Consider the following 24243-nt stretch of genomic DNA (forward strand, 5'->3'; position numbering starts at 1 on the left):
AGGTCAAGTCATTTCGAACCGGCGCCCTCAATTATGCCTGTCCAGAACTTGCTGTCCTTTATATGTCTGTATCTTCGCAAAGACTCTACTTGCGTTTCATCGGCGATAAACTTCCCGCCTGCGTCAATTAATATGGTTGCGCATTGAACACAATTTGCCAAAGCGGCGCTAAAGAGCGGACTTATTCCTCCCTCTGTCTGATTCACATCAGCTTTATATTTAAGAAGTATTTTGATCTCCGGAATATCTCGGTTGGATACAGCGGCCCCTAACGGGGTATCGCCATCGGGGCCTCTGCAATTCGGATTTTCCCCTGATTTGAGGATGCTCTCTAAAGTATCGGCCGAGCCAGAGGCAACTGCATCCAACATGTCAATCGCACGCTCACAAGCTCGGGCAGGAGATGCTCCGAGCAACACAATGAACAACACACAATAAAATCTTGATATGATGTGCGCCCTCATGGCTTATACCCTATACGGTCAAGTATTTGCTGGCCACTCATTGTTCCCACCGGCACAGAAAGGTCCGGATAACCAGCTGTGCCCAATCTCCAGCCCACACCCCAGGGTGATAGGCCAGTGTCACTGCCTTTTATTGGCCCTGTAAGACCGTCCAAGATGCTGTCCTTCAACGAAACCACACGGTCAATTGCCGAGAGCGTCCGGTTAGCGCAGTTGTTATGGAAAAGGTCATACGGCTGCTTGGCCATTTCCTTTAAGTTTTTAACAATTGCTTGATCCTGTTCAGGAGTTGTTTTTATTGAATAGATGTCCTGATCACGTTGCTGGGCCTGCTTTCCCAAAAAATCGCCTGGGTCAGAGCCAAGTTTTGTACCCGTCTCGAATGAAAATACACCGAAGCGATCTACGACGATAGATGCATGTCCGAGGGGATTTGTCGACTTCTCAGGAGGTATTGCTTTACTCTTCCAATGTCCCCAGACAACATATGCGTCTGCAACTTCTGTGTCATCGTTTTGCAGTTTCTGTTTCTCATMTTGAGAAGTTACACTGCCACTACCTTCTTTGGCTCCGGAATCCGTCCGCATTTGCGGAGACTCGTCATCGTCAGTCTCTGTCCCGCTTAGGCTATGCCCATCATTGTCGGCATGATTAATCGGATCGTCTTCTGCATAGGCGTACCTATTCGTTCCGACACCATCTTTGGTTGGGTCCCAATTGTCCGGCGAAACAAATCGCGCCTTGATCGGATCCATGTACCGGAAATTGAGGTACATAAGCTTAGTTTCGGTGTCGTAGCGTTCACCGATATATTGGACCTGACTGGGTATGAGTGGGTTCGTCGGTTCGCCGTAGGCGGCGTATCGAGTGGGTGATGGGTCGATCGCGCCGGTGTCCTTCAGCACCATCTTTACCGAGCCAAGGTGATCGCGCATGAGGAACTCTTTGGTCGTTCCTGTAGTCGTTCCCCTGATCATCAGGTCGCCGAAGGGATAGCGTGTGAATGTCGCAATGCTGGTGCTTGGATCGATGGAGATTTCAGTCTTGGCGTCCGGATAGAGGGTGTAGAGCCCCGTCGCCGGCGCCTTCTTCACGCGCGCCCCATCCGGCCCGTAGACGAACTTGGTCACGAGACCACCGACGGTCATGGTTACCTGCTTCAGACGGTTGGCGGCATCCCACTGCAGGCTACGTGCATCATCAAGTGTCATGTTGCCGTTCGCGTCATAGGTGAAGTTGACCGAGCTGCCGCTGATCGAGGAAACTTGGTGCGGCGTCAGGCCGTTCAGGCCGCTATAGTGGAAGGTGAGGTTTCCGCGCGAGCGGGTCCAGATGTTGTCGTTGTCCGTATAGGTGAAGCTCGGTTCCGAATAGGCGTCTTGAGCAGTGTTCTTTGCCGATGTCAGCCTCTCCAGTCCGTCATACGTGTACGTCCAGGTGTCTGCCGCATTTGGGCTCCCATCGGGGTTGAAATCATTGATGTTGGTGATCAGGCCGGAGGCATCATGCTGATATGTGTCTGAGATCAGCTGTGTTGTCGTGCCGAGCATGGTCAGTCTGCTCGTGACCCAACGTCTGTTGGGATCATAGGCATAGGTGGTTTTGGCATTGTTGTTGTAGAGGATCGAGGTGGTCTGGCCGTCTGCCTCATAGTTCAGGCTGACATAGCCCGGAATATGCTGCACCTCGCCCTTGATGGTGTAGGTCCAGGGATCGGTCGTGGCGCCGACCGTCAATGCGCCAGCACTCAGGGTATTGCCGTTATTGTCCTGTGCCGAATAGGATTTGCCGGTGATCAGCTTGGACTGCGGATCGTAGGTGGTAACCTCGTTCTGGACGATACTCTTGCTGGCCGCCCAGGCGATGGTGGTCTTCTTCCTGGTGACCATGCCATTGGCATCGTAGAAGAACTGCTGCTGGGCGAAGTCCTGGTCGGTGGCAAGAAGACCGTTTGTGGCCGTCGTCAGGTGACCGATGCTATTATCGGACGTCGGTTCGTCATATGTGTTGGAGACGATGACGGCGCCGGCAACCGTGTCGGTCGTCACGCGGTTCAGCTTGTCATAGGCAAATATCGACGTCTTGCCGCGCGCATCCACCTGCGTGACGAGATTGTTGTCGTTGTCATAGGTATAGTTCCAAGCCCCCATGTCGGGATCGGATACCTGCTTCCGGTTGCCGGCATTGTCATAGATGTAGGACCATGTCGCGCCGCCAGCGTCCTGCACGTTCAGCAGCTGGTGCAGCGGTGTGTAGGTGGCGGCTAGCTTGAGCGTGTAGCTGGTGTCGCTGGGGCCCTTCTTTTTGAGCAATGCAATATCGCCGGCCGTTGTGTAGGTCGATTGCGTCACCCTGCTCTTCTCGTTGGTGACCGTTCTCTGACCGAGAAGCAGGTTCGATGTCGGGAGGCTGTGATCCTCGTTGTCATTGGCGACATTGCTATAGTCGATGTGCACATGTTGCCCATCTGGACGGGTGACCGTGATCAGGCGGTTGCCCCAATCGTGATCGTAGGTGGCGACATACTGCGTTCCCGTCGGCAGGGTTTGCGATTTGATATTGCCGCGGGGGTCATATTCGGTATTGACGGTCGACGTGGGTGAATTGCTGTCGCCGGTCTTCACGGCGCGATAGATGCGGCCGAAGCCGTCAAAATACTGGGTCGTTGTGGTAAGCTTTTCCACCGCATGGCCACTACTGTCGTAACTGTCGAATACGGGCGCCTGGGTGACGAGGCTCGGTGCCGCGGTGCCGCTGCCGAGAAGGCCGTTGGTGCCGAAATTCCCTTCATTGGTGAAGGTTGTCATCGTATAGGCGCCGGTGTTCTGATTTATGACTTTCTGCGACCGGCAGAAGACATCGTAGAACGTATCGATTTCGATGCCGTTCGGATCGGTCTGGCTTCGGATCGCTCCGCAGACCGGATTGTAGGTGTACGTGGTTGTTTGGGTTAGGGCATTGGTTTCGGTTGCCGGGAAGAGGTTGTAAGTGGTGTCATAAGTCCACCTGGTGACATTGCCGAGCGAATCTGTCTGTTTTGTCCGGTTGCCGTAACTATCATAGACGTAGTTCGTTGTCTCCGCGGTGGTGGTATCGGTTACGTCCTTGAAGATTGTGCTCTGCACCAGGTCGGTCGAGATCGGCGGGTTGCCGAGCACTGGTGTGCTGTTGCCATCCGGATAGACCGCCGTGGTTCGCTTGATCTGGCTGCCGTTGGCCGGCGCGTTGTAGACGATCGTCTTATAGGGTAGCGAGACGATATATTTGGATGTATTTGGCGCGAAGGAAACCACGGTCTGCGTTCCGTCGCCCGCGATATCGGTGTCGGCATTGTTTCCAGGCGCCGTGCCCGTGATTACGTCCGAGGCGGCGACGCCAGGCGATATCAAACCGAAAGCGGTTTTGGTCGTGACATTGTTGTAAGGATCGTAGTCATTGATGACTTTGAGCGTCCGCGCCACACCGCCGTCATTGGTGTAGAACCAGTCAGCCGTATCCGTCGCCCGATAGGGCTTGGACGTCTGCAACGTCCAACGATGGGCAATGATCTTGCGCCAAGTCGACCCGCTGGCGGTATTCTCGTAGAAGACGCTCGTGAGCGGCGAACCGCTGTTTTGTATACTCTGGTCGTAGGTCGTCACGACACTGGGCGCCAAACCGTCGGCGGCGATCCTCGGCAACGTCTTGGTCTGCTGCTGGAAGCCAAGGAACTTGCGCGGGACGGAATCGTAGAGGCCGCCAGAGAAAGTGTAGGATGTCGTCGAGGTGTTGCCGCGGCCATCGTCGGCCACTGTCTGGCCGATCGTCTGCAGCACGAACGGCAGGAAATTGTTGGCGTAGGCGGTCGACGGCTTGTAATTGAACGTGACTTTGGCGCCGGTTTCGCTGCGCACCGACATGAGCGCGTTCGGAACATAGCCCGTCTGGCTGCTCTGGCCCCAGCGGATGTGGTGGCAGCTGCAATCCAGAGCATTGCCGGTCCCGATCATGTCGGCAATGCCGTCACCGTCGAAGTCAGCGATATTCCCGACCATATGATTGTTGAACACAGTATCGTCGGCGAGCGCATAGCCGCTTGAGGTCTGCATGAGACGCTCGATATACGACACGTACTTGCCGTTGGTATACTTGTCGATCATGATTTCGGCTTTGCCGTCGCCATCGAGGTCGGCAATACCGCTCTGGTCCGATGAGAACGTCGGGCTATGCGGAGTCACCGAACTCGTGTCTTGCAGCTGCGCGCTGTAGGCCAGTTTGAGGCCGTTCACGCCATCCGCCGCGCCCGTGCCGAGATAGACGTTCAGCGTTATTGTTATCTCAGTGGAGACAACGCTACCTTGATTGAAGGTATTGTATTTCTTGGTCAGCAGATTGACCACGTCGTCTATACCGTCACCGTTGACATCCCCCACACGGCAGTCCGGCTTCAGGATTGTGGTGCCGTCAGAGGTCGGAATGCAGCCCACTATGTTGGAAATCTTCGTCAGCGCCAGTACGCCGCCGAACACCTTTTGGTGGGCATAGAGGCCATCGGGCTGTGCCACCACTGTCTCTTGGCGGCCATCGTCATATAAATTGGCCGTGCCCACCGTAACGATTGTCGGATTGTCTCCAGGGGCGATGTAGACATTCGTGTAAGCGGGAGTGGATTTATCGATATAGGTGGTTTGCAGCGTGGCGCGCCCATCGCCATCGACGTCGAGGGTTTGCGAACTGTCCTTGCTCTTGTTGCAATCAACGCTGATCGGATTGCTGCTGTCGATCGCCGAGCAATCCGTCGTCGAGGGCTGGAAGTTGTTCAAGCGGGCCAACTTCACCACTTTGTCGACCGGCGATTCGATGCTCTGAGATGGATTGTTAAGGCCCTTCCGGAACAGAAGCTGCGTTTCTTTGAGATTGCTGCCGAAATTGCCGATGCTGAAGCGAGGCGCGCCATCGCCCATGTAGAGGTAGCATGGCGTGCTCAGTGCCTGACTTTGCACATTCGCCCGGTTTGTGGGATCAACATAATACAGCGAGTAGTTGCACGTGCCGTTCTGGGTCGTCCACAGGATCTCGGAAACGCCGTCTCCGTCTACATCGACCGGCACAGCCTGACCACCCCCTGTCATGTTGGTGACTTGCTGAACAGAAGAAAATCCGTTGTAGTTGGCATAGGTAAACTGCGTCGCGGGCATCACGGTGCCACCCGTGACGGCTCCCCCGCTCACGGTGGCGTCGTTGCCATAACGGGTGACGCTTGAAAGGCGCAAAGTCCCAAGATCGCTCTCGGTTGCATAGTTGAACGCCCATGCCGCCACCATCGAACCAGATGTCGTGACAGAAACGGCGCTCAGCTGTTTCTTGATGTTCGACATGCCAACGCCGTTGGCCGTGGAAAGATATTTGTTCTGGTCCACCATGTAGAAGTGGACGATGGTGCCGTTGTAGGAAATCGTCGACGGATAACAGACCGGCAGCGTCGGGCAATCGTAGGCATAGGTGACTTGGTTTCCGTGTATGTCGGTAACCGATTGCACCAGCCAGCGCGCCTTATAGGCAAGTCTGTCGTCGCCGCTGCCCGCTACATACCCGCTGAGATCACCGACAGTGGCGAGCACAATCTGCGTGCCATCCCGCTGCGTTAGCGTCCAAGTATTGCCGGCGGTATTGCCGCCCTGGTGGACGATCTTGAGATAATTCTCGTGTTCGGTGACATGCGTGCCGCCCGCGGTGCAGGATGCGCTGGAGGTGCTCGACACAACGACTTCGGCGGCAACCGGGTTCTTACCGGAGCAGACGTCAAGCTCTTCGCCGTTAAACTGAACCGTGTCCTGGGCATTGTCGAACGACGGAACGCCGCCTTTTTGCCGTGTCCGCTCGATGACGTCGAAGCCGTTCAAACCCCAGCCGTAACCGAGCCAGCCCTGGTACGTGCCGCCCAGCCGCGTCTTGCGGTTTGATGAGTAATTGAGGGTGACATTGGGCTCGATGCCATGAAAATCGGGGAGGTCGAGCTTATAGTCATACCCCAGCGTTCCGGCGCCGCCGATATCCGGCACCTTGGCCGCTTCCATGACTGGCTTCTGCGTCGGGTCGGATGGATCGTCGGTCGATGCCAGCGTATCGTCGTCCGCGACATGGACCAGCCCTTCGAGCCCGGCAAGCCGCGTAGCGTGAAGACGGAGAGCCCGCACGATGTCCTTATCGGATTGAAGGGCGAGTGCAGGGAAGCCGGGGCTTGTGTATTGCGGGAGTGGTACGGGCAAGGATTGCCGAGCGTCGATCGATGCAGCCGCGCCGCTGGCATACAACGCCAAGCCGGAGAATGCTGCGAACTTGACAAAAAAGCACGAAAAACCAATCGATCGACGCATGCCGGATCGCCCCTCTAGGTACAAAAATCCCCGCGGAATTGCTATCATGGTAATTTTTAGATCAGCAATATTTGGTTGTGCATAGGCACCTAGAAAAGATCGAAAAACATATATGACAACATTCTTCAATACTTTGATTGAGATCAGATTTTCTTACGTGTTGCGACAAAAGCGCACAGGCAATACGGGAGCATGAGCACCCTGAGGGCACAAATACCCAGCCCGGCAACCAATCTGTCGCCGGAATTAAAAAAGGCTGGATCTGAGTCGGAAGACCATCGAATTCAGCAGACGCTTGGCGAATGTTCGCTGCAGCGGCCGAAGTGGACAGCCTATTGCTGCGTGCTTTGTTGGTCGGTGACCGTGGTGTTGTCGGCGGTGCCCTGGTCGGTCACCGTCGAAGTGTCGGTCTGCGTGGCCGTGGTATCCGTCGTCGTTACCGAACTATCGCTCGTCGTCGTGTCCGTGGCGGTTGTCGTCGCGGACGTGTCGCCAGTCGTGTCGGTTGCCCCTTGAGAGGTCGTATCGTCCGTCGACACATCCGCCGTGGTCACCGGCGGCGGATCCTGCGTCACCTCAACGCTGATCGCATCCGTCGTTCCATCCGTGCAGGTCACGTGCACGATCTGGTCGATGGCAAGCTGATCCATCGAAACGGTATCAGTCAAATTAAGCGTCTCGCCCGTCTCCAGCGTCAGCTGCCGCAGATCGCTGTCGAGCGACACGATCCGTCCGTCGAGCGTGCTCGCAAAAGCCGGAATGCTCGACAGCGCCACAAGCGCTGCCCCTAATGTCAGTCCCCTCAACATATCGCCTCTCCATGCATAGTAAAATCACCGGACGCATGTGCACATGCAATCAACCACAGGGCAAGAAGCCGGCCGCCCAGGAGGTGGGGTATTTCCCTGCGTCATGGGGTCGCATGGCAGGGCGTGTGATTGGAAACGGAATCATCGTTCTTATCCGCCGCCATCCATTTTCGATTTCTCAAACTTTTGAAGGCATTGTCACTGCTGACGGACTGTATTGCGTCTGTGCCATCTTCTGCGCCGGCGGGGAAGAACACACCTGCCGGGGCGCCTCGCAACGTGTATAGCCGGCGATCAAATTGTGCGCACATCCCGGATTCGACCATATTTGCTGTTGAACCCGCGCCGCGAAGCCGTTAAGAACAACCCGTGCGGGCAGGAACCCCTCAGGAAAAGATGCCCCAATATCTTTCGAGTAAACCCCTCGAACTTGATACCTGCCCGCATGTTTCCACTCTCAAGATTTGACATCCGCAAGCGCAGACGGCCATAGCGTCATCAGGATCGCGACACGAAAGCGGCGAACCTGTCCGACTTGAAATCCCTTTTCAGACCGAACAATCTGGCTGACCGCGACGCCTCCGGCGCGGGACACTTGCGTCGAGAATCCCGCTCACACAGGGACACGCCTAAACAACGAACTCATCCGGATACATATTCTGCCTGAGAAGCTGTAGGCGATCGCTGCATGATTTGGCCTTTTCACCAGCGATCCTCCGTTACAATCCAAGCCGATGAGATCAGTGTTTTCGGAGCCGGTCCTCCGGCCGCGTTGACGGCCATGAGTCGGCTGGCTATCAAATGGACATATCGGCGATCAGGGCAGGTCTTGAGTCGAGCCTTGGGAGTCGAACGAGGATAGGCGGCCCGCCAGGCGGGTGTTGCAAACATCATCGAAAGGAAGCCCGCGGCTCGGTCTTAGGTCAGAGAACAACAGGCAAGCCCTCGATCAGCGGGAATACAGGACAGATTGTCAAATGGATGACGGCGTCTATCATCGGGAACTAAGACGAGCGCAGACGAAAACAGACATTTTTCGTGTTTTGCGGATGGCCTGTGACCTCTTTTCGATCGAGGGCTTCGTGTTGCTCGATTTCGACGCAGCCTTAAAAAAGGGCCTGGCGGAATCCATCGTCTTCGACAACTTCTCGCAGGCAAGGCTGGATCGTTTCCTTTCCGAACCCGGGGCCCTCGCGAAGATCGACACGCTTGCAAGCATGCGATTCAGCCATTGGAGTTCGGAGGACGGGGAAACATCGCCCTTGGACAATCTCGGCGCCCCCAATGCCGTTTCACTGATGATGGCGACGAAGAATGGCTCGCCGCTGCTGCTCATTCTGGTGAATTGCAAATCCTACGCATCGGGACTGGATTTCACGTCTCAGATGCTCGAATTCCAGGGCATTCTGGCCCGGTTTCTCGAACTGACCGTCTCGACGGCCGCGTCCGTTTCTTTGACCGAGCGGGAAATCGAGATCGCTCGATGGACCGCGCGTGGAAAGACGTCGGCCGAAATCGCGGTGATATTGGGATTGTCGCAACATGCCGTCAACGATCACATTACCGAGGCGATGAAGAAGACCGATGCGGTCAATCGGGTGCAATTCGTCGCCAAGTCCATTCGCCTGGGGTACATTTAGTCAAACGGAGTCATTTCTCATGGATCGTCCCGCGACAGGCCATCAACCCAAGCCGATCTCGATTCTGTTTGTCGACGACAATCCGGAAGAGTTCGACTACCTGCAGCAGAGGATGTCGCTTGCGCCCAACAGCGAAATTGCGCTGCAATATGCCATTTCGATCGAAGAGGCACTTGATGAATTGCGCAAGTCGACCATCGATATCATCCTGGTCGACAACCAGCTGCTGCCGAACAACGACTTCCGCGAAACGGTGCCGGTCCTCAGGCAGAGCGGCTATATCGGCCCGATCGGCGTGATTTCGACGGATATCGGCGGAGAGTATTTTCAAAAATTCCGCGATTACGGCGTCGATTTCCGCATGGGCAAGGACGAAATCGATCCCGGCAGCCTGAGATACATTCTCAGCGAATATTTAAGGGACAACACGCCAGGCAGCCCGGAAGATTTCCTCTGATCACTGTGTTTGAGGAGCGACCGGCAATCGAATTTTGAAGACGCTGCCTTGAGGGCCGGAGGAGTCGAGCCACAATTCGCCGCTATGGGCTTCCACAATACGGCGGCAGAGCGACAGGCCAAGCCCCGAGCCGGTTGCGACGTTTCGGTTGGGGACGCGTTTGAAAACCTCGAATATGTAATCCTTGTATCTGGCCTCGACGCCGATACCGTTGTCGGCAACGCTGACAATCGTATCGGTTTCGGATCGCTCCACACCGATGGATATCCTTGGAGAGGCGGAGGACCGATATTTGATCGCATTGGCGAACAGGTTCTGGAACACCTGCCGAAGCAGGATTTCGTCGCCGACGACATCCGGCAATTCGCCATAGTCGATCCGGCCACCGGATTGGCGCAGTTCAGGCAAAACGATCTCGATGGCATTCTCGATGACGGGAACCAAAGAAATCGGTTCCACCGCGATATCGTCAGCCGCCTTGGCCAGGGTCAGCAGATTTTTGATGAGCTCCTGCAGATAGCCTGACTTCGAGGCAATTGCGTTGACGAACTTGCTTAGCTCCGGATTTTGTCCGTGCCGGAGTTCGGCCTCCAGCAATTCGGTCTGCAGGCGGATGTGGCGCAAGGGTGCCTGAAGATCGTGAGACGCAAATGAAGCGAATTCCTTCAGCCGCATATTGGCTTGCGACAATTGCTCCACCAGCTGCTTTTGGACGGTGATATCCCAATTCGTGCCGATCAGCATTTTGGGATCGCCCTTCTCGTTGCGGGTGAGCAGGGCAAGCGCCCGGATATGGCGAAGCTCACCTTCGGGTGTGATGATCCGAAACTCTCCATCGAACTTGGCGTCGCCCTCAATGACTCTGTTCAGGAGCTCCGTTGTTTGCGGCAGATCGTCCGGGTGAACCCGATCGGACCAACTGTCCGACATACCGGCAAAGGTCGCCGGATCGGTTCCGTAGAGCGCGTGCATCCGCTCGTCCCACGATAGTTTGTCGGCCTGGGGATCCCAATGCCACAACCCGACCTCGCCGGCCTGGACGGCGAGCTTCGTGCGCTCGCTCAGAAGCAGGATTTCTTCTTCAATCTCCTTTTGGTGGGTAATGTCGGTATGGGTGCCGACCATCCGCAGCGCTTTGCCCTCTGAACTTCTCTCGATCACCAGGCCCCGATCAAGAATCCAGATCCACCGTCCGTCCTTGTGACGCATACGGAACCGGGCCTCAAAATCGGCGCTCTTGGCGGCGATCTGGTTCTGGTTGAGCGCGATGGCTTCCTCCCGGTCGTCTGGATGCATAAGGTCCAGCCAGCGGCCGCCATCGTCCCCGACTTCCGCACAATCATAACCCAACATCGAACACCAGGTTGGCGAATAATAGGTTTTCCCGGTCGCCAGGTTTGCATCCCAGACCCCCTGCTTGGCGGCCGAGAATGCGAGCTGCCATCGCTCTTCCATGGCTTCGAGCGCAGCCTGGTATCGCTTCGAAGCGTCGATATCTTCGACCTGGGAGATGGTATAGTAGCCCTTGTCAGGCGATCGGATGACAGATCCGGCGAGCAGCGCCCAGAAGGTTGAGCCGTCCTTGCGCTTATAGCGCTTCTCGAAGCGGAACCGATCCAGTTGACCGTGGGCGATCTTGGCGAACGTGTCGGCGCCGAGCTTGAGGTCATCGTCATGCGTGATGTCGGCGACGCGTAGCGTTTCGAGCTCATGGGCGGAATAGCCCAGCATTTCGGCAAAGGCTCGGTTGACTTTCGTGATGCCCCCGGTTCCCGTCACCAGCGCCATGCCAACGGCGGAGTCTTCCATCACCCTGCGAAACTGATCGGCTGCTGCGAACGCCTTCTCCTTCTCAAGCCGAAGGTTATCGAGGACCAGACTCAACACGATCGCCGGGAGAACGGCGACGGCTGCATGCAGATGCAGGGCATTGCCAATGGCACCTGGACCATCGGCGAAGCTGAACACGTTTTCGAAAGCACAGATCGTGATCGTCACGACGACAAGCGCAGCACAGATTGCGGTCCACAAGGGCCGGCAACGGATGGCAACCAGCATCATCGCGAGGCCGACATAGACGAACGGATAGGATATGTAGGATACCGAAAGAACCGTGACGAGAATGACGGCTGGAAAGAAGAGCAAATTGGAAAGCGTCTCAGACAGGGAAACGTCGGGGGCCTTCCAGCTTGGGAAAAGGACGATCGCGGGCAGGAGCGTGGCCGTTCCGGCGGCATCGGCGATCCACCACGACGTGAGGAAGCCTGGGTCAGGTTGTATCCCCGCGATCACCAGAAGGCCGGTGGCGGTGAAGCTGCTGATCATTGGCGGCAGCGCGGCTGCAACGACGACAAGGCGCGTGAAATCCATCGGATTCAGGTTGGGATTGCCGCGACGCAACAACCACTGAATGAGGAAGGTGGCAATACCGACCTCCACCAGGTTGGCCGTCATGAAAGCAACTGCAGGCACGACCTTGCTGCCCGCGATCATGTTCGCCGTTGCCCCCGCGGCAAAGCACGCAGCTATGATCAGCGCCTGTGTCCGAAGCGTCCGGTGGAGGCAAAAGCCGACGGTTGCGATGTTTGCCAGCCACAGAAGCGCAAAATCGCTATGGGCGCGGGACAGAGCAATGCTGATGCTGGCAATGATAAAGAAGCTTGCGGCCGCTGCGAGGGCAACTGAAATGCTCGACCGGAACGCAATTCTCATGTCAGCCGTGAACGCCTCTGATACCATCCGTACGTCTTGCAACCTTCTACCTTGGCAAGCGGCCTCCACTCCATCGAACGATGCTCGATCCCAGGCTGTCGACGCCCGGAGCTACCCCTGCTCCTGCATGCCGTCAAAAGCTATCTGCTTCACCTTGCCTGCAGATGGATGCGGGACGATGGCTCTGCCGCGCAAAAAACCAGTTTTGCTCAAGCCACGATGAATAGGCTGAGCAATCACTGGTAGTCGTCTGGCTGCCAATCGACGACGTGCCGCGCCCGGTCGGATTGAATATTGAAGGACACATATGCCTGGCTGCGCGCTGGTCAATTCCCTCGACGAATACGAAGATCTCTCCGATGTGCCACGGCAACGGCGGYTGCGGGAAAGCTCGGTCGTAGAATTCCTGCGCAAGGCGGTTCCGTTCCAGCACATAGCCGTCGGAGGGCTCGATCTCGACGGTTATAATTTCGGGCATGGGCATTCGATCGATACGGACATGCCGCCCGCCTTTATCGAAACCTATTTTTCGGAAGGTTTGGGACAGGCCGATCCCGTCGTCATACAAGCTTTGCAGACAGACAAGCCCTTTACCGAAGAACAGGCCAACGACGGGGTCCCGCCGTCACCGCGGCTCGAAAGCCTCATGCAATTCTTTGAAATACGAAACCGGTTTTTCATTCCGATCGCCCGCGAGGGAAAGGTTTACGGAGGCGTATGCTTCACCAACACCCGGCCGTTCACCACCGGAGAGGCCGAGTTTTTGATCATGACCGCCGAGCCTCTTCACCGCACCCTGACAAAACCGCTTATGGACCGCTTCGCTGAAAAAGTTCTGAAGCTGACCCCTGGCGAGATCACCTGCCTCGAGCTCGCAAGCACCGGATTGACCAGCGAGGAAATTGCCGAAGTCTCAAAATATCAGACCGAAACGATCAACAGTTATCTCAAATCGGCGACCAAAAAGCTCGGTGCATCCAACCGCGTCGAAGCCGTCGCAACGGCGATCCGACGCGGCCTGCTGCGCTAGGTCTGTGGCATTGGCCCTCCCGAAAAAGAGGATAATTGCCCTCCTGTTAACGTTTAGCCAAAGCCACCCGTCCCTTTTTCATCGTCTCATGGAGTTTGGCCTTGATGCGTTCGAATAGTTCTGGCGGGACCATTCCATAATCATATCGGTTTGGATCAGAGGGTAGTGTCCTCAGATGAATGCCGGGCCACTCGAATCTATTGACCTCGCTCACGCGAATCCAGTTGGCGTCATCGTCCAAGCCAAGCTGGCTGCAGAGTTCCGCTGGAACCTCGATAGATAGGTCCTCCTCACCAAGTTCGGGTGGAGAGTGCGTGATCGGTACGACGATCGTATCATTGGTCCTGGAGTGGTACACGACAATAGCACAAGGCCTGTCCTTGCCCCCTAAGGAGAACCCTTCGCTCTTTTCCTTGTCCCATAGGTAATTGTATCGGATGACAAGACCTGCAACCGGGGTCGGATAACTCACTCGGATGCTTTGCCGTATTCAGAATTCATGATCAGCGCCATGGTTTCGTCATCCATTTCGCTGACACGAATAACCTCGCGCTCACGCCTTTTCATGTCATGATAGTGGCTGAGTTCAGCTGCAGACAGGAATCCTCCAATCGTGCGGTCATGAGCTGTGATCTCAATGACGCCCACCGACTGCACCCGCTCCCTGAATGTCGTGAATTTGCGAGCGAACTCAGTCGCCGACACCCTTAAAGCTTGAGCCATGATTGCCAGTCTCCTTTTTGAGTAAAATACGAGTTTTACGCATTTTATCAAGGGCTGACAACTCAACGCCTGTGCGGGCCTATGAGACTTATATGACAGAAGGCTTGACGTGATCGCCTTACGCGGCGCGAGACGAACCTGGCGTAAGAGCGGCTCACGGCAGAGAACGCGACGGCTCGAAGTCAGATGCCGGCAAGACTGGTGGCATCTGCGACCTCATTCCGCTTTTTTACCCCATTCAGGAACGGCAATTCCGGAACCGCATTGCGCAGCGGGAATTGGGTCGCCTTGACCGAACGTTATCGATCTGCACTCCCATGGGGATCATTAACTTCTCAGAAATATTCGCGTTTTACCTGCAGTATTCCGATACTCGCGCGACAAATCTCTAAAGAAACCGGTTTATTTCCGATATTTTTCTGAATCTGTCTGACGATAGTCAAATTCGCTGCTGTTCATTTACGATCCATAAAGACAATTGACCCCATTTCTGGGGTGTGTACGGCGCTCGATATCTGTTGATGGGCGCGAAAGCGGCCCGGCAACACGGCGTGTGCCCACCATTTCTGGGGAATTGCATGGCCGCCGCCACACCAAGAAGCACATAGGGGAAGCACCAACATGGGAATACTGGGGTTCAGTTCTGACGCAAAAGCAATTCTTGCTGCTATGAGCAAGTCGCAGGCCATCATCGAATTTGACTTGACCGGGAAAATACTGACCGCAAATCAGAATTTCTGCCAGGCACTGGGGTATCAGGTCAGTGAGATCATAGGCCAGCATCACCGGATGTTCGTCGATCCGGCTGAAGCAGCGTCTCCGGACTATCGCGAATTCTGGGCCAAGCTCGGCCGCGGCGAATTCGACCGGCGGCAATATAAGCGCATCGGCAAGGGCGGCAAGGAAATCTGGATCGAGGCGTCCTATAACCCGGTCTTCCGCGGCGGCAAGCCTTACAAAGTGGTGAAGTTCGCCACCGACATCACCGCGCAAAAACTCAAGGCCGCCGAGGATGCCGGAAAGCTGGATGCCCTGTCGCGTGCCCAGGCGGTGATCGAATTCACGCCGAGCGGCGAAATCCTGACGGCCAATCAGAATTTTCTGGTCACGCTCGGTTACCAACTGGCGGAAATCCAGGGCAAGCACCACGCTATGTTCTGCGACAGCAGCTACACCGCCGGTGATGATTACCGTCGTTTCTGGCAGAGATTGGCGGGCGGCGAATTCATCGCGGATGAGTTTCTGCGCATCGGCAAAGGCGGCAAGAAGGTCTATATCCAGGCCTCCTATAACCCCATCTTCGACATGAACGGCAAAGTGTTCAAGGTCGTGAAATTCGCCACTGACGTCACGAGCCGTGTCGCCAATGTCGACCAGCTTGCCGGCGCCCTGCAGGCGCTTTCCGGCGGTGATCTGACGCAGGACCTTTCCACTCCGTTCATCCCCACCCTGGAGAAGCTGCGGAGCGACTTCAATGCGACCGTCGACAAGCTGCGCGGCGCCATGCAAGGGGTGGCTGAAAATGCCGGCGCCATTGCCGCTGGAGCGCAACAGATCCGCTCGGCCTCCGACGATCTGTCAAAGCGAACCGAGCAACAGGCTGCATCGGTCGAAGAAACGGCTGCGGCGCTTGAGGAGATCACCACGACGGTCACCGATTCCAGCAACCGCGCTCAAGAGGCCGGCCAGCTTGTGCGCAAGACGCGGGAGAACGCCGAGCATTCCGGCATCGTCGTCCGCAGCGCCGTCGATGCCATGGGCAAGATCGAAACCTCATCCGCCGAAATCGGCAATATCATCGGCGTCATCGATGAAATCGCTTTCCAGACCAATCTTCTGGCGCTCAATGCAGGCGTCGAAGCCGCACGCGCCGGGGATGCCGGCAAGGGATTTGCCGTCGTCGCGCAGGAAGTACGCGAACTGGCGCAACGCTCCGCCAAAGCTGCCAAAGAGATCAAGGAATTGATCACCGCCTCCAACGAGCATGTCAAAAGCGGTGTGGCGCTGGTCGGCGAAACCGGCAAGGCGCTTGAAGAGATCGTCTCCCAGGTGCAGCAGGTCAACGGCAATGTCGCGGCAATCGTCGAAAGCTCGAAAGAACAGGCAACCGGGTTGAAGGAAATCAATACGGCCGTCAACACCATGGACCAGGGCACGCAGCAAAATGCAGCCATGGTCGAGGAGTCGACGGCTGCGGCTCACAGTCTGGCAAAGGAAGCGGATAACCTCTTCCAATTGCTGAGGCAATTCAACATCGGAACGGTCCCGGCCGCACATCGAGGCCATAGCCCGCGCGCGGCAAGTGCCCCCGCCCTCGTCAAGCCGTCGGCAAAGCCCGTCGTCTCGCCGGCCCGCCAAATGTCCGCCAAGCTTGCCACGGCTTTCAACGGCAATGCCGCCGTCTCCGGCGACACCTGGGAAGAATTCTGATGGCTGATCCGAATTCCATGGTCGGGCTTGAGCGCGACACCCTTGAAATCATTGCTTTCCGTCTGAACGGCCAGCAGTTCTGCGTCATGACCACGACCATCCGCGAAATCCGCGGATGGTCACCGTCCACACCGCTACCCTATTCGCCACCGGACGTCCTCGGCGTCATGAATTTGCGGGGGTCGGTGATTCCCATCGTCGACCTTTCCCGCAAGCTTGGAATGCCGGCCACCGTTCCCAACGAGCGTAGCGCGATCGTCGTCGCGGACGTGCACAACACGATGCTCGGTCTGCTCGTCGACCAGGTGTCCGACATCCTGACCGTCAAGGGCAGCCAGATCCAGCCGCTGCCCGAAATATCGTCCTCAAGCGATCGCGGGTTTTCCGACGGGATCATCACCCACGAGAACGGCATGATCTGTTTTCTCAATCTCGGTCGTATGTTCCAGCCGCAGGATTTGGGCGACATGGCTGCTTGATCGGCGGCAAAGTCGCACGCATCGGACCTGCACCGCTGCCAATGAACGCAATTTTGCCGGCGGCTCGCTCCGAGACGAGCGCGTTTCGAAGCCGCGCCGATCCCCCGGCCGGCCGGCAACCGATGGCGATCTCTCGGCCATTTACGCAAGATTATTGTTTTTCTAACATAATTCCCGTTGTGCTCACGATGGTTGACGTATGGGGTCGGTAATGAGCAATGGAATTTTGACGAACCAGATTTGCATTACAAAATCGATTGCAGCGGAAACATCCGAAGATCACAGCCCTGAACGCCCCGGCGATGGCTTGGGTGAAAAATTGGCGGGCTTGATGACCGCGCTGGATTACGACACCGCGGGGGTGACTTTCTTCGGCGGCACTGGTCATCTCGGGTATGTCAACCAGGCATTTCTAACGATATTGGGAATATCACCTGCCGCGACATTGATCGGCCTCGATGTGCGGCAACTGGAAGATCTGCTGGCTGTGGCGTTCCTTCGCAAGGCCGATATCCGGGCATGCCTCATCCCTTCTGATGGCAGCAGGCTGCACCACCTGCCGGAACAACTGACGGCAACTCTGTCGAATGGCGGAGTTTTGAAGGTCAGCCACTACCCCCAGACAGAAGGCGGCTGGGTCACGCGGCACGAAATAGCGCGTGACATCGGCTCGCAATCGAGCAGCAGCAACGTGCTCGTATCGCTTCAGACTCTGATCGATCAAGTCCCTGACTATCTCTGGATAAAGGACACCGACAGCCGATTCCTGGTCGCAAACCACGCCCTTGCGTCGGATAGCGGACGCGAGCGGTCAAGCGACATGGTGGGTCTCACGGATTCCGATTTGCACGATGCGGCCAGGGCCGCCGAATTCCGTGCGAAAGAATGCGAGATCCTCCGCACCGGGCATGCCATGATCGACGAAGAGGAGGCCGTTATCGATGCCAAGGGGCACGAGAAATGGCTTTCCTCAAGCAAGATTCCGCTGCGCAATGCCGATGGAGATATCATTGGCCTGATCGGTGTCGCCAGGGATATAACCGCTCGAAAGAAGACGGAAGCCTTGAAACGAAGGGCTTTCGAGGCTGAAGAAACATCACGCCGGCTGACAGATGCCTTGGAACGCGAGCAGAAGGCAAGCGCGCTGCAGAGACAATTCGTGGCCATGGCCAGCCATGAGTTTCGAACGCCCCTGGCGATCATCGATGGAGCCGCCCAGCGGCTGGTCAGACGGCAAGGAGAAATCGAGCCGAACTTTGTCGCGGACAAGTCTCAGCAAATTCGCCTCGCCGTCAGCCGGATGGTCGAACTGATGGAAAGCATTCTCTCCTTCGACAAGCTGGAATCCGGCATGGCTGGGATGAAGGCCGAGGAATGTCATATCCGGGATTTATTGTCCGCCTGCTGCCAACGCCAGCAGGAATTATCCAAAGACCACCACATCTCCCTGGATCTCGCGAATTTGCCCCAGACGATCGTGGCGGACCGGTCTGCACTCGAACAGATCTTCGGCAATCTGCTGTCAAATGCAGTGAAATATTCACCCGGTTCGGCCGAGATCGAAGTCCGAGGCCGGTCCGACGGAAGCAAAGTGGAAGTCTCGGTGCGGGATGGCGGAATTGGCATAGATCAGGACGATCTGCCAAAAATGTTCGAACGCTATTTTCGCGCGCGAACGTCGACGGGGATTGCCGGCACCGGCATCGGTCTCAACCTGGTGAAATCCTACGTCGAACTCCATGGCGGCAAAATAACCGTCGAAAGCAGGAAAGGCGAAGGTTCGACCTTTATCGTCTCGCTGCCGATTTCCGGCCGCTGACAAGCAGGAGAGCATTCGCGGTGTGGGCGCACCGATCTATCTGGCCACGATGCGTTTTCAACGCTGCGGTCACACGCGCATCGCCTCGATGACGGCCCTCAGGCCGGCCGACATATGCCTGCGGGTCGGGTAATAGATGTAGAGCCAGTCCTCGAGCGGACACCAGGCGCCGAGACACTGCACGAGCCTGCCGCTCTCGATATGCGGCCGGACACGATCCTCCCAGACATAGGCCAATGCCAGGCCGGAGAGCGCTGCCTCGACCATCAGTTCGTGGTCATGCAGCGACAGCGGCCCGCTCGGCTCGAAATCGACCGCCTCGCCGTTCAATGCAAAAGACCATGGATAATAAGCGCCGCTTGCATACATGTTGCGGATGCAGACATGATGTCTGAGATCGGCCGGTATTTCCGGCATGGGCCGATGCTCGAAATAACGCGGTGACCCGACCACGGCAAGGCGCAGCCGCGGCCTGATCCGGACCGCCGTCATGCCCTCCTTCAAGCTCTCGCCCAGCCGAATGCCGGCGTCGAAGCCTTCCTCGACAATATCGACCAGCCGGTCGGTGGCGACGATTTCCAGTTCGAGATTGGGGTTGTCGCGGATCAGCCTGCCCATGACCGGGCCGAGCACGAAAGGCGCGATCGAATTGGGCGCGTTGATCCGCACCTTGCCGAACGGCGTCTCGCGATATTGGTTGAGCGCATCCAGCGCCGAGCCGATCTCGCCAAGCGCCGGCGACAGCTGCGCCAGAAGCATTGCCCCGGCATCGGTGGTCGAGACGCTGCGCGTGGTGCGGTTGAGAAGCCGGATGCCCACCCGCGCTTCGAGGTCGCTGACCGCATGGCTGATCGCAGAGGCGGTGACGCCGCGTTCCTCGCTCGCCTTGCGGAAGCTGCGATGGCGGGCAACAGCCTCGAAAGCCGCCAGTTCGGAGAGATCAGTGGCGCGCATTGCTGAGTTTCACTCATGATTGTTCTGATTATTATCGCTCTAATCGTTGGAATAGCAAAGCGCTAAATCTCTCTCACCGGCCAATGAGGGCCGCCGCTCCAGAAAGAGGATAGAACAATGGCCGACTTCATCGCACCCGCAGCCAACACCGCTTCGCCCTTCGCCGACATGCGCGGCCACCATGTCGCCGTCCGCACCCCCGATCTCGAAACCGCCAAGCGCTGGTATGTCGAGAAACTCGATTTCCGCGTCATCCACGAATGGGATTTTGCCGACGAGAAGCTGGCCTATCTTGCCCCGCCCACGGACGACCATTTCTTTATCGAAGTACTCGGCGGCGGCGAACCCGCCCCTGAGCGCGTCCGCCCCTATACCGATCTGGCCGACAGCCTGAAATATGGCGGCTACCATCATTTCTGCCTCACCGTGAAGAGCATCGACAAGACCGTGGCGACCTTGCGTGAACGCGGCGTTCCCGTCGTCACCGAAGCGTTCGAACTGCCGGCCATCAGCCGCCGCCTCGCCTTCTTCGCCGATCCGTTCGGCAACCTGATCGAACTCGCCGAAGTGCTCGACTGAGCCGAGCGGCGACCACTCCGACATTTCGGAGGCCGGCATCCGGCCGGTCTCCCGCTCTCCATCCATCACAAATTCGAGGTTATTCCCATGCAAACCTGGTTCATCACCGGCGCGTCCCGCGGTCTCGGCGCCCTCATCACTGAACGCGCACTGGCCAAGGGCGACCAGGTCGTCGCCACAGCGCGCAATCCCAATTCCGTGCTCGACCGCTTCGGCGATCATGCCAACCTGCTGGCCGTCGCGCTCGACGTGACCGACGAGGCACGGGCGGCAGCGGCCGTCGAGGCAGCCATCGCCCGCTTCGGCCGCATCGATGTGCTGGTCAACAATGCCGGCTTCGGCCTCTTGGGCGCCGTCGAGGAAGCAACGGCGGCGGAAGTCGAGGCGATCTACCGCACCAATGTGTTCGGCCTGCTCAATGTCACCCGCGCCGTCCTTCCGCATATGCGCCGCGAGCGATCCGGCCGCATCCTGAATTTCTCCTCCATCGGCGGCTATCGCGCGGCCGCCGGTTTCGGCATCTACTGCTCGGCGAAATTCGCCGTCGAGGGATTGAGCGAAGCGCTGCATGACGAACTTGCACCGCTCGGCGTGCATGTGACGGCGATCGAGCCGGGCTATTTCCGCACCGATTTCCTGGACTCATCGTCGCTATCCGTCAGTCCGGCTCGGATTTCCGATTACGACACAACCGCGGGCGTGGTTCGCCAGCGGGCGGCCGGGATGAGCAACAACCAGCCGGGCGACCCGGCCAAACTTGCCGATGTGCTGATCGATTTCGTCCAGGTCGCCAATCCGCCGGTCCGCCTGCCGCTCGGCAGCGACACTGTCGCGGCGATCGAGAAGAAGCAGGCTGGGGATGCGGCGATTGTCGCGGCGTGGCGCAACGTGTCGGCTTCCACCGACTCTGCGCAGTGAAGCCATCAGCATCTCGGTGTCGCCAAGCAACAGGCCCGTTAAAGCTTCGCCCTCGTGCTGCGCGGCGTTGCCAGCAGCAGGCTGGTCTCGCTGCCGATAATGCCGGGGATCAGGCGGATGCGGCGCAGGACGGCGTCGAAATCGGTCAGCGTTGCCGCGCCCAGTTCGGCGATCAGGTCCCAACGGCCATTGGTCGTGTGGATGGCGCTGATCTCGGAAAAGCCGCCGAGCGCGCGGATCACCTTGTCGGCCGAATGGCCCTCGACCTCGATCATCATGATGCCGCGAACCGGCAGCGATATCGCGTCCGATTTCAGGATCACCGTATAGCCGATAATCTCGCCCGACCGCTCCAGACGCTCGATGCGGTTCCTGACGGTGGCGCGCGCCACGTCGAGCTCGGCGGCAAGCTCGGAAATGCCGCGGCGCGCATCGTGCCGCAGCAGCGTGATCAGTCTGTGGTCCAATTCATCCATCTGACCAAATCGGCAATCATATTGATCGAAATGGCAAGCTACATTCACAAGATTGCCAAATCAATATGTTCAAATCGCCGATCACATATGGTCTAATCACAACAGTTGAGGGAGCGCGAACATGCTGGTGAAACTTTTGGGTGCCCCGGTGCAGGAAGGGTCTGGCCGACGCGGTTGCGACATGGGTCCGGCCGCCTATCGTGCCGCTGGTCTTGCAGAGTCACTTGAAGAGCTCGGTCACGAAGTCGTCGATCTCGGTGATGTCAGACCGCTCGTGCACAAGGTCGAGCCGCACACCAACCCGACGATCAAGAAGCTCGACGAAGTCGTTGCCTGGATCGAGGCGCTGTCGGATGCCGCCTATGCCGCGAGCGCCGAAGGCATGCCGATCTTTCTTGGCGGCGACCATGCGTTGTCGGCCGGCACCGTCCCCGGCATGGCGCGCCGTGCCAAGGAGATGGGCAAGCCGCTCTTCGTGCTCTGGCTTGACGCCCATACTGATTTCCATTCGCTGGCCACGACCGAAAGCGGCAATCTGCACGGCACGCCCGTCGCCTATTTCACCGGCCGTCCCGGATTCGACGGCCACTTTCCGCCGCTCGCCACCACCGTCGATCCGAAGAATGTCGCGATGATCGGCATCCGCAGCGTCGATCCAGCCGAACGCGCCGCGATCCGCGATGCCGGCATCGGGGTCTGCGATATGCGGATGATCGACGAAGAAGGCATTGCCGCGCCGCTCAAGCGCTTCCTCGCCGCGGTCGAAGCGGCCGGCGGCATGCTGCATGTCAGCCTTGACGTCGATTTCCTCGATCCGTCGATCGCCCCGGCGGTCGGCACCACCGTGCCCGGCGGCGCCACCTTCCGCGAGGCGCATCTGGTGATGGAGATCCTCTGCGACAGCGGCCTGGTCGGCAGCCTCGACCTTGTCGAACTCAACCCCTTCCTTGACGACCGCGGCCGCACCGCCATCCTGATGGCCGATCTTGCCGCCAGCCTGGTCGGCAAGCGCGTCATGGACAGGCCAACCCGGAGCTATTCATGAACCCGATTCCGAACCTCAACATCGTGCCGTTCGTCAGCGTCGACAACATGATGAAGCTCGTCATGAAGATCGGCATCGAGAGGTTCATGACGGAACTCGTCGGCTACCTGGAGGAGGATTTCCGCCGTTGGGAATTGTTCGACAAGACGCCGCGGGTGGGCTCGCATTCGGCTGATGGCGTCATCGAGCTGATGCCGACCAGCGACGGCACGCTCTACGGCTTCAAATATGTCAACGGCCACCCCTACAACACCCGCACCGGCCGCCAGACGGTGACCGCCTTCGGCGTGCTTGCCGACACGGCCAGCGGCTACCCGATGCTGATCACCGAAATGACCATCCTGACGGCTTTGCGGACGGCCGCGACCTCGGCCATGGTCGCCAAATATCTGGCGCCGAAGGGTGCGAAGACCATGGCGATCATCGGCAACGGCGCCCAATCCGAATTCCAGGCGCTGGCCTTCAAGGCCGTCCTCGGCATCGACAGGCTTCGCCTCTACGACATCGATCCGACTGCGACGAAGAAATGCATGCGCAATCTCGCGGCTTACGGCTTCGACATCGTCGCGGCGGCAACGCCGGAAGAAGCTGTGACAGGCGCCGATATCATCACCACAGTCACCGCCGACAAGAAGAATGCCACGATCCTGACCGACAACATGGTCGGCGAAGGCATCCATATCAATGCCGTCGGCGGTGACTGCCCAGGCAAGACGGAACTGCATCGCGACATCGTGCTGCGCTCCGACATCTTCGTCGAATATCCGCCGCAAACCTGGATCGAGGGCGAGATTCAGCAGATCGACAAGAACCATCCGATCCATGAAATTTGGAAGGTGATTGCCGGCCAGGAGCCCGGCCGTGCCAGCGCCCGCCAGATCACCCTGTTTGATTCCGTCGGCTTCGCCATCGAGGATTTTTCGGCACTGCGCTACCTGCGCGACCGCCTGAAGGATGAAAAATTCTACGAGGAACTCGATCTGCTTGCCGATCCGGACGAACCACACGACCTCTTCGGCATGCTGCTGCGATCGGTAAAGGCTTGATCCCAAAAGGCCTGTCAGTATCGCCATGCAAAACCGACTCACGGTATTTGCGAGACATGCATTTGTAGCATGATTTCAATGGTTTTGATCAAACCTGTCGCTTTTGCGTAACACCTTGCTCACCGGAACCCGATTTTCAGGTAAAGTTTTGTAAATTCGCCGCGTTTTTAGCATATCGCCACTTGTGCGACGCAAAACTATGTCCAAATAGGTCGCATTGAGAGATTTCTGCACGCGATCAGGCCGCCGGTCCGGGTCAGTTGTGTGGGTCGGGGATGGGGTCGAAAAGACCGCGCGGGGCATAAT

At 57.6% G+C, this 24243-nt stretch carries 18 protein-coding genes; 10 read left to right on the forward strand and 8 right to left on the reverse strand.

What is annotated here, in order from left to right; translation table 11 throughout:
- Positions 1 to 8: 8 nt before the first annotated feature.
- From AC1D06_RS03930 to AC1D06_RS03940, 3 genes are all read right to left on the reverse strand, one after another.
- Positions 9 to 464, reverse strand: coding sequence for an ankyrin repeat domain-containing protein (locus AC1D06_RS03930; RefSeq protein ID WP_477877126.1), 456 nt, complete (start codon positions 462 to 464; stop codon positions 9 to 11).
- A complete protein-coding gene (locus tag AC1D06_RS03935; protein ID WP_477985139.1) occupies positions 461 to 6820 on the reverse strand; it encodes an RHS repeat-associated core domain-containing protein in 6360 nt (2119 codons plus the stop codon). Before AC1D06_RS03935 ends, AC1D06_RS03930 begins: the two co-directional genes overlap by 4 nt.
- 332 nt (positions 6821 to 7152) lie before the next feature.
- A complete protein-coding gene (locus tag AC1D06_RS03940) occupies positions 7153 to 7629 on the reverse strand; it encodes a hypothetical protein (protein WP_477877124.1) in 477 nt (158 codons plus the stop codon).
- Positions 7630 to 8606: 977 nt separating this feature from the next.
- Between AC1D06_RS03940 and AC1D06_RS03945 the strand changes: the two genes are divergently transcribed.
- Entirely contained in the window at positions 8607 to 9269 is a 663-nt protein-coding gene (locus AC1D06_RS03945) for a helix-turn-helix domain-containing protein (protein ID WP_477877123.1), read from the forward strand.
- Between the two features lie 19 nt (positions 9270 to 9288).
- Positions 9289 to 9726, forward strand: coding sequence for a response regulator (locus tag AC1D06_RS03950; RefSeq protein WP_477877122.1), 438 nt, complete (start codon positions 9289 to 9291; stop codon positions 9724 to 9726).
- Here AC1D06_RS03950 and AC1D06_RS03955 read toward each other — a convergent pair whose 3' ends face one another.
- Together AC1D06_RS03955 and AC1D06_RS03960 are read right to left on the reverse strand one after the other, a co-directional pair.
- Positions 9727 to 12438 carry a PAS domain-containing protein gene (locus tag AC1D06_RS03955; RefSeq protein WP_477985141.1) on the reverse strand — a complete coding sequence of 904 codons (2712 nt, stop codon included), beginning with the start codon at positions 12436 to 12438 and terminating at the stop codon, positions 9727 to 9729.
- Positions 12439 to 12571: 133 nt separating this feature from the next.
- Entirely contained in the window at positions 12572 to 12916 is a 345-nt protein-coding gene (locus AC1D06_RS03960) for a hypothetical protein (protein ID WP_477877192.1), read from the reverse strand.
- Here AC1D06_RS03960 and AC1D06_RS03965 point away from each other — a divergent pair.
- Positions 12800 to 13468 (forward strand): LuxR C-terminal-related transcriptional regulator, encoded by a 669-nt coding sequence (locus tag AC1D06_RS03965; protein ID WP_477985361.1) that lies wholly within the window; start codon positions 12800 to 12802, stop codon positions 13466 to 13468. The two genes, AC1D06_RS03960 and AC1D06_RS03965, sit on opposite strands and share 117 nt — an antisense overlap.
- Before the next feature lie 468 nt (positions 13469 to 13936).
- Here the strand turns inward: AC1D06_RS03965 and AC1D06_RS03970 are convergent, their stop codons facing one another.
- Positions 13937 to 14191, reverse strand: a complete 255-nt coding sequence (locus AC1D06_RS03970) for a hypothetical protein (protein ID WP_477877120.1) — start codon at positions 14189 to 14191, stop codon at positions 13937 to 13939.
- Between the two features lie 621 nt (positions 14192 to 14812).
- Between AC1D06_RS03970 and AC1D06_RS03975 the strand changes: the two genes are divergently transcribed.
- The 3 genes from AC1D06_RS03975 to AC1D06_RS03985 all read left to right on the forward strand — a co-directional run bounded on the left by AC1D06_RS03975 (position 14813) and on the right by AC1D06_RS03985 (position 18919).
- On the forward strand, positions 14813 to 16621 hold the full coding sequence (locus tag AC1D06_RS03975) for a methyl-accepting chemotaxis protein (protein WP_477985143.1): 1809 nt from the start codon (positions 14813 to 14815) through the stop codon (positions 16619 to 16621).
- Positions 16621 to 17100 carry a chemotaxis protein CheW gene (locus AC1D06_RS03980; protein WP_477877118.1) on the forward strand — a complete coding sequence of 160 codons (480 nt, stop codon included), beginning with the start codon at positions 16621 to 16623 and terminating at the stop codon, positions 17098 to 17100. The genes AC1D06_RS03975 and AC1D06_RS03980 overlap by 1 nt, the downstream gene beginning before the upstream one ends.
- Before the next feature lie 211 nt (positions 17101 to 17311).
- Positions 17312 to 18919 carry a sensor histidine kinase gene (locus AC1D06_RS03985; RefSeq protein WP_477985146.1) on the forward strand — a complete coding sequence of 536 codons (1608 nt, stop codon included), beginning with the start codon at positions 17312 to 17314 and terminating at the stop codon, positions 18917 to 18919.
- A 69-nt stretch (positions 18920 to 18988) separates the two neighbouring features.
- Here the strand turns inward: AC1D06_RS03985 and AC1D06_RS03990 are convergent, their stop codons facing one another.
- Positions 18989 to 19873 (reverse strand): LysR family transcriptional regulator, encoded by an 885-nt coding sequence (locus AC1D06_RS03990; RefSeq protein WP_477877116.1) that lies wholly within the window; start codon positions 19871 to 19873, stop codon positions 18989 to 18991.
- A gap of 117 nt (positions 19874 to 19990) precedes the next feature.
- Between AC1D06_RS03990 and AC1D06_RS03995 the strand changes: the two genes are divergently transcribed.
- Both AC1D06_RS03995 and AC1D06_RS04000 read left to right on the forward strand, forming a co-directional pair.
- Positions 19991 to 20452, forward strand: coding sequence for a VOC family protein (locus AC1D06_RS03995; RefSeq protein WP_477877115.1), 462 nt, complete (start codon positions 19991 to 19993; stop codon positions 20450 to 20452).
- A gap of 87 nt (positions 20453 to 20539) precedes the next feature.
- The gene (locus tag AC1D06_RS04000) at positions 20540 to 21370 is read left to right on the forward strand and encodes an oxidoreductase (protein WP_477985148.1); all 831 of its coding nucleotides are present in this window, start codon (positions 20540 to 20542) and stop codon (positions 21368 to 21370) included.
- 38 nt (positions 21371 to 21408) lie between these two features.
- Here AC1D06_RS04000 and AC1D06_RS04005 read toward each other — a convergent pair whose 3' ends face one another.
- A complete protein-coding gene (locus AC1D06_RS04005) occupies positions 21409 to 21846 on the reverse strand; it encodes an Lrp/AsnC family transcriptional regulator (RefSeq protein ID WP_477985150.1) in 438 nt (145 codons plus the stop codon).
- Between the two features lie 121 nt (positions 21847 to 21967).
- On the opposite strand from AC1D06_RS04005, the gene rocF reads away from it, so the two are divergent.
- Together rocF and AC1D06_RS04015 are read left to right on the forward strand one after the other, a co-directional pair.
- A complete protein-coding gene (gene rocF, locus AC1D06_RS04010) occupies positions 21968 to 22891 on the forward strand; it encodes an arginase (protein WP_477985152.1) in 924 nt (307 codons plus the stop codon).
- Positions 22888 to 23937, forward strand: coding sequence for an ornithine cyclodeaminase (locus AC1D06_RS04015; RefSeq protein ID WP_477985154.1), 1050 nt, complete (start codon positions 22888 to 22890; stop codon positions 23935 to 23937). The genes rocF and AC1D06_RS04015 overlap by 4 nt, the downstream gene beginning before the upstream one ends.
- Positions 23938 to 24243 lie beyond the last annotated feature (306 nt).

The sequence above is a fragment of the Rhizobium sp. P2_G2 genome (assembly GCF_056403555.1).

Excerpts from the sequence above, each read along its gene's own strand:
- AC1D06_RS03930 (WP_477877126.1), bottom strand. The coding sequence starts at position 464 with ATGAGGGCGCACATCATATCAAGATTTTATTGTGTGTTGTTCATTGTG.
- AC1D06_RS03940 (WP_477877124.1), bottom strand. The coding sequence starts at position 7,629 with ATGTTGAGGGGACTGACATTAGGGGCAGCGCTTGTGGCGCTGTCGAGC.
- AC1D06_RS03945 (WP_477877123.1), top strand. The coding sequence starts at position 8,607 with ATGGATGACGGCGTCTATCATCGGGAACTAAGACGAGCGCAGACGAAA.
- AC1D06_RS03950 (WP_477877122.1), top strand. The coding sequence starts at position 9,289 with ATGGATCGTCCCGCGACAGGCCATCAACCCAAGCCGATCTCGATTCTG.
- AC1D06_RS03955 (WP_477985141.1), bottom strand. The coding sequence starts at position 12,438 with ATGAGAATTGCGTTCCGGTCGAGCATTTCAGTTGCCCTCGCAGCGGCC.
- AC1D06_RS03970 (WP_477877120.1), bottom strand. The coding sequence starts at position 14,191 with ATGGCTCAAGCTTTAAGGGTGTCGGCGACTGAGTTCGCTCGCAAATTC.
- AC1D06_RS03975 (WP_477985143.1), top strand. The coding sequence starts at position 14,813 with ATGGGAATACTGGGGTTCAGTTCTGACGCAAAAGCAATTCTTGCTGCT.
- AC1D06_RS03980 (WP_477877118.1), top strand. The coding sequence starts at position 16,621 with ATGGCTGATCCGAATTCCATGGTCGGGCTTGAGCGCGACACCCTTGAA.
- AC1D06_RS03985 (WP_477985146.1), top strand. The coding sequence starts at position 17,312 with ATGAGCAATGGAATTTTGACGAACCAGATTTGCATTACAAAATCGATT.
- AC1D06_RS03990 (WP_477877116.1), bottom strand. The coding sequence starts at position 19,873 with ATGCGCGCCACTGATCTCTCCGAACTGGCGGCTTTCGAGGCTGTTGCC.
- AC1D06_RS03995 (WP_477877115.1), top strand. The coding sequence starts at position 19,991 with ATGGCCGACTTCATCGCACCCGCAGCCAACACCGCTTCGCCCTTCGCC.
- AC1D06_RS04000 (WP_477985148.1), top strand. The coding sequence starts at position 20,540 with ATGCAAACCTGGTTCATCACCGGCGCGTCCCGCGGTCTCGGCGCCCTC.
- AC1D06_RS04005 (WP_477985150.1), bottom strand. The coding sequence starts at position 21,846 with ATGGATGAATTGGACCACAGACTGATCACGCTGCTGCGGCACGATGCG.
- rocF (WP_477985152.1), top strand. The coding sequence starts at position 21,968 with ATGCTGGTGAAACTTTTGGGTGCCCCGGTGCAGGAAGGGTCTGGCCGA.
- AC1D06_RS04015 (WP_477985154.1), top strand. The coding sequence starts at position 22,888 with ATGAACCCGATTCCGAACCTCAACATCGTGCCGTTCGTCAGCGTCGAC.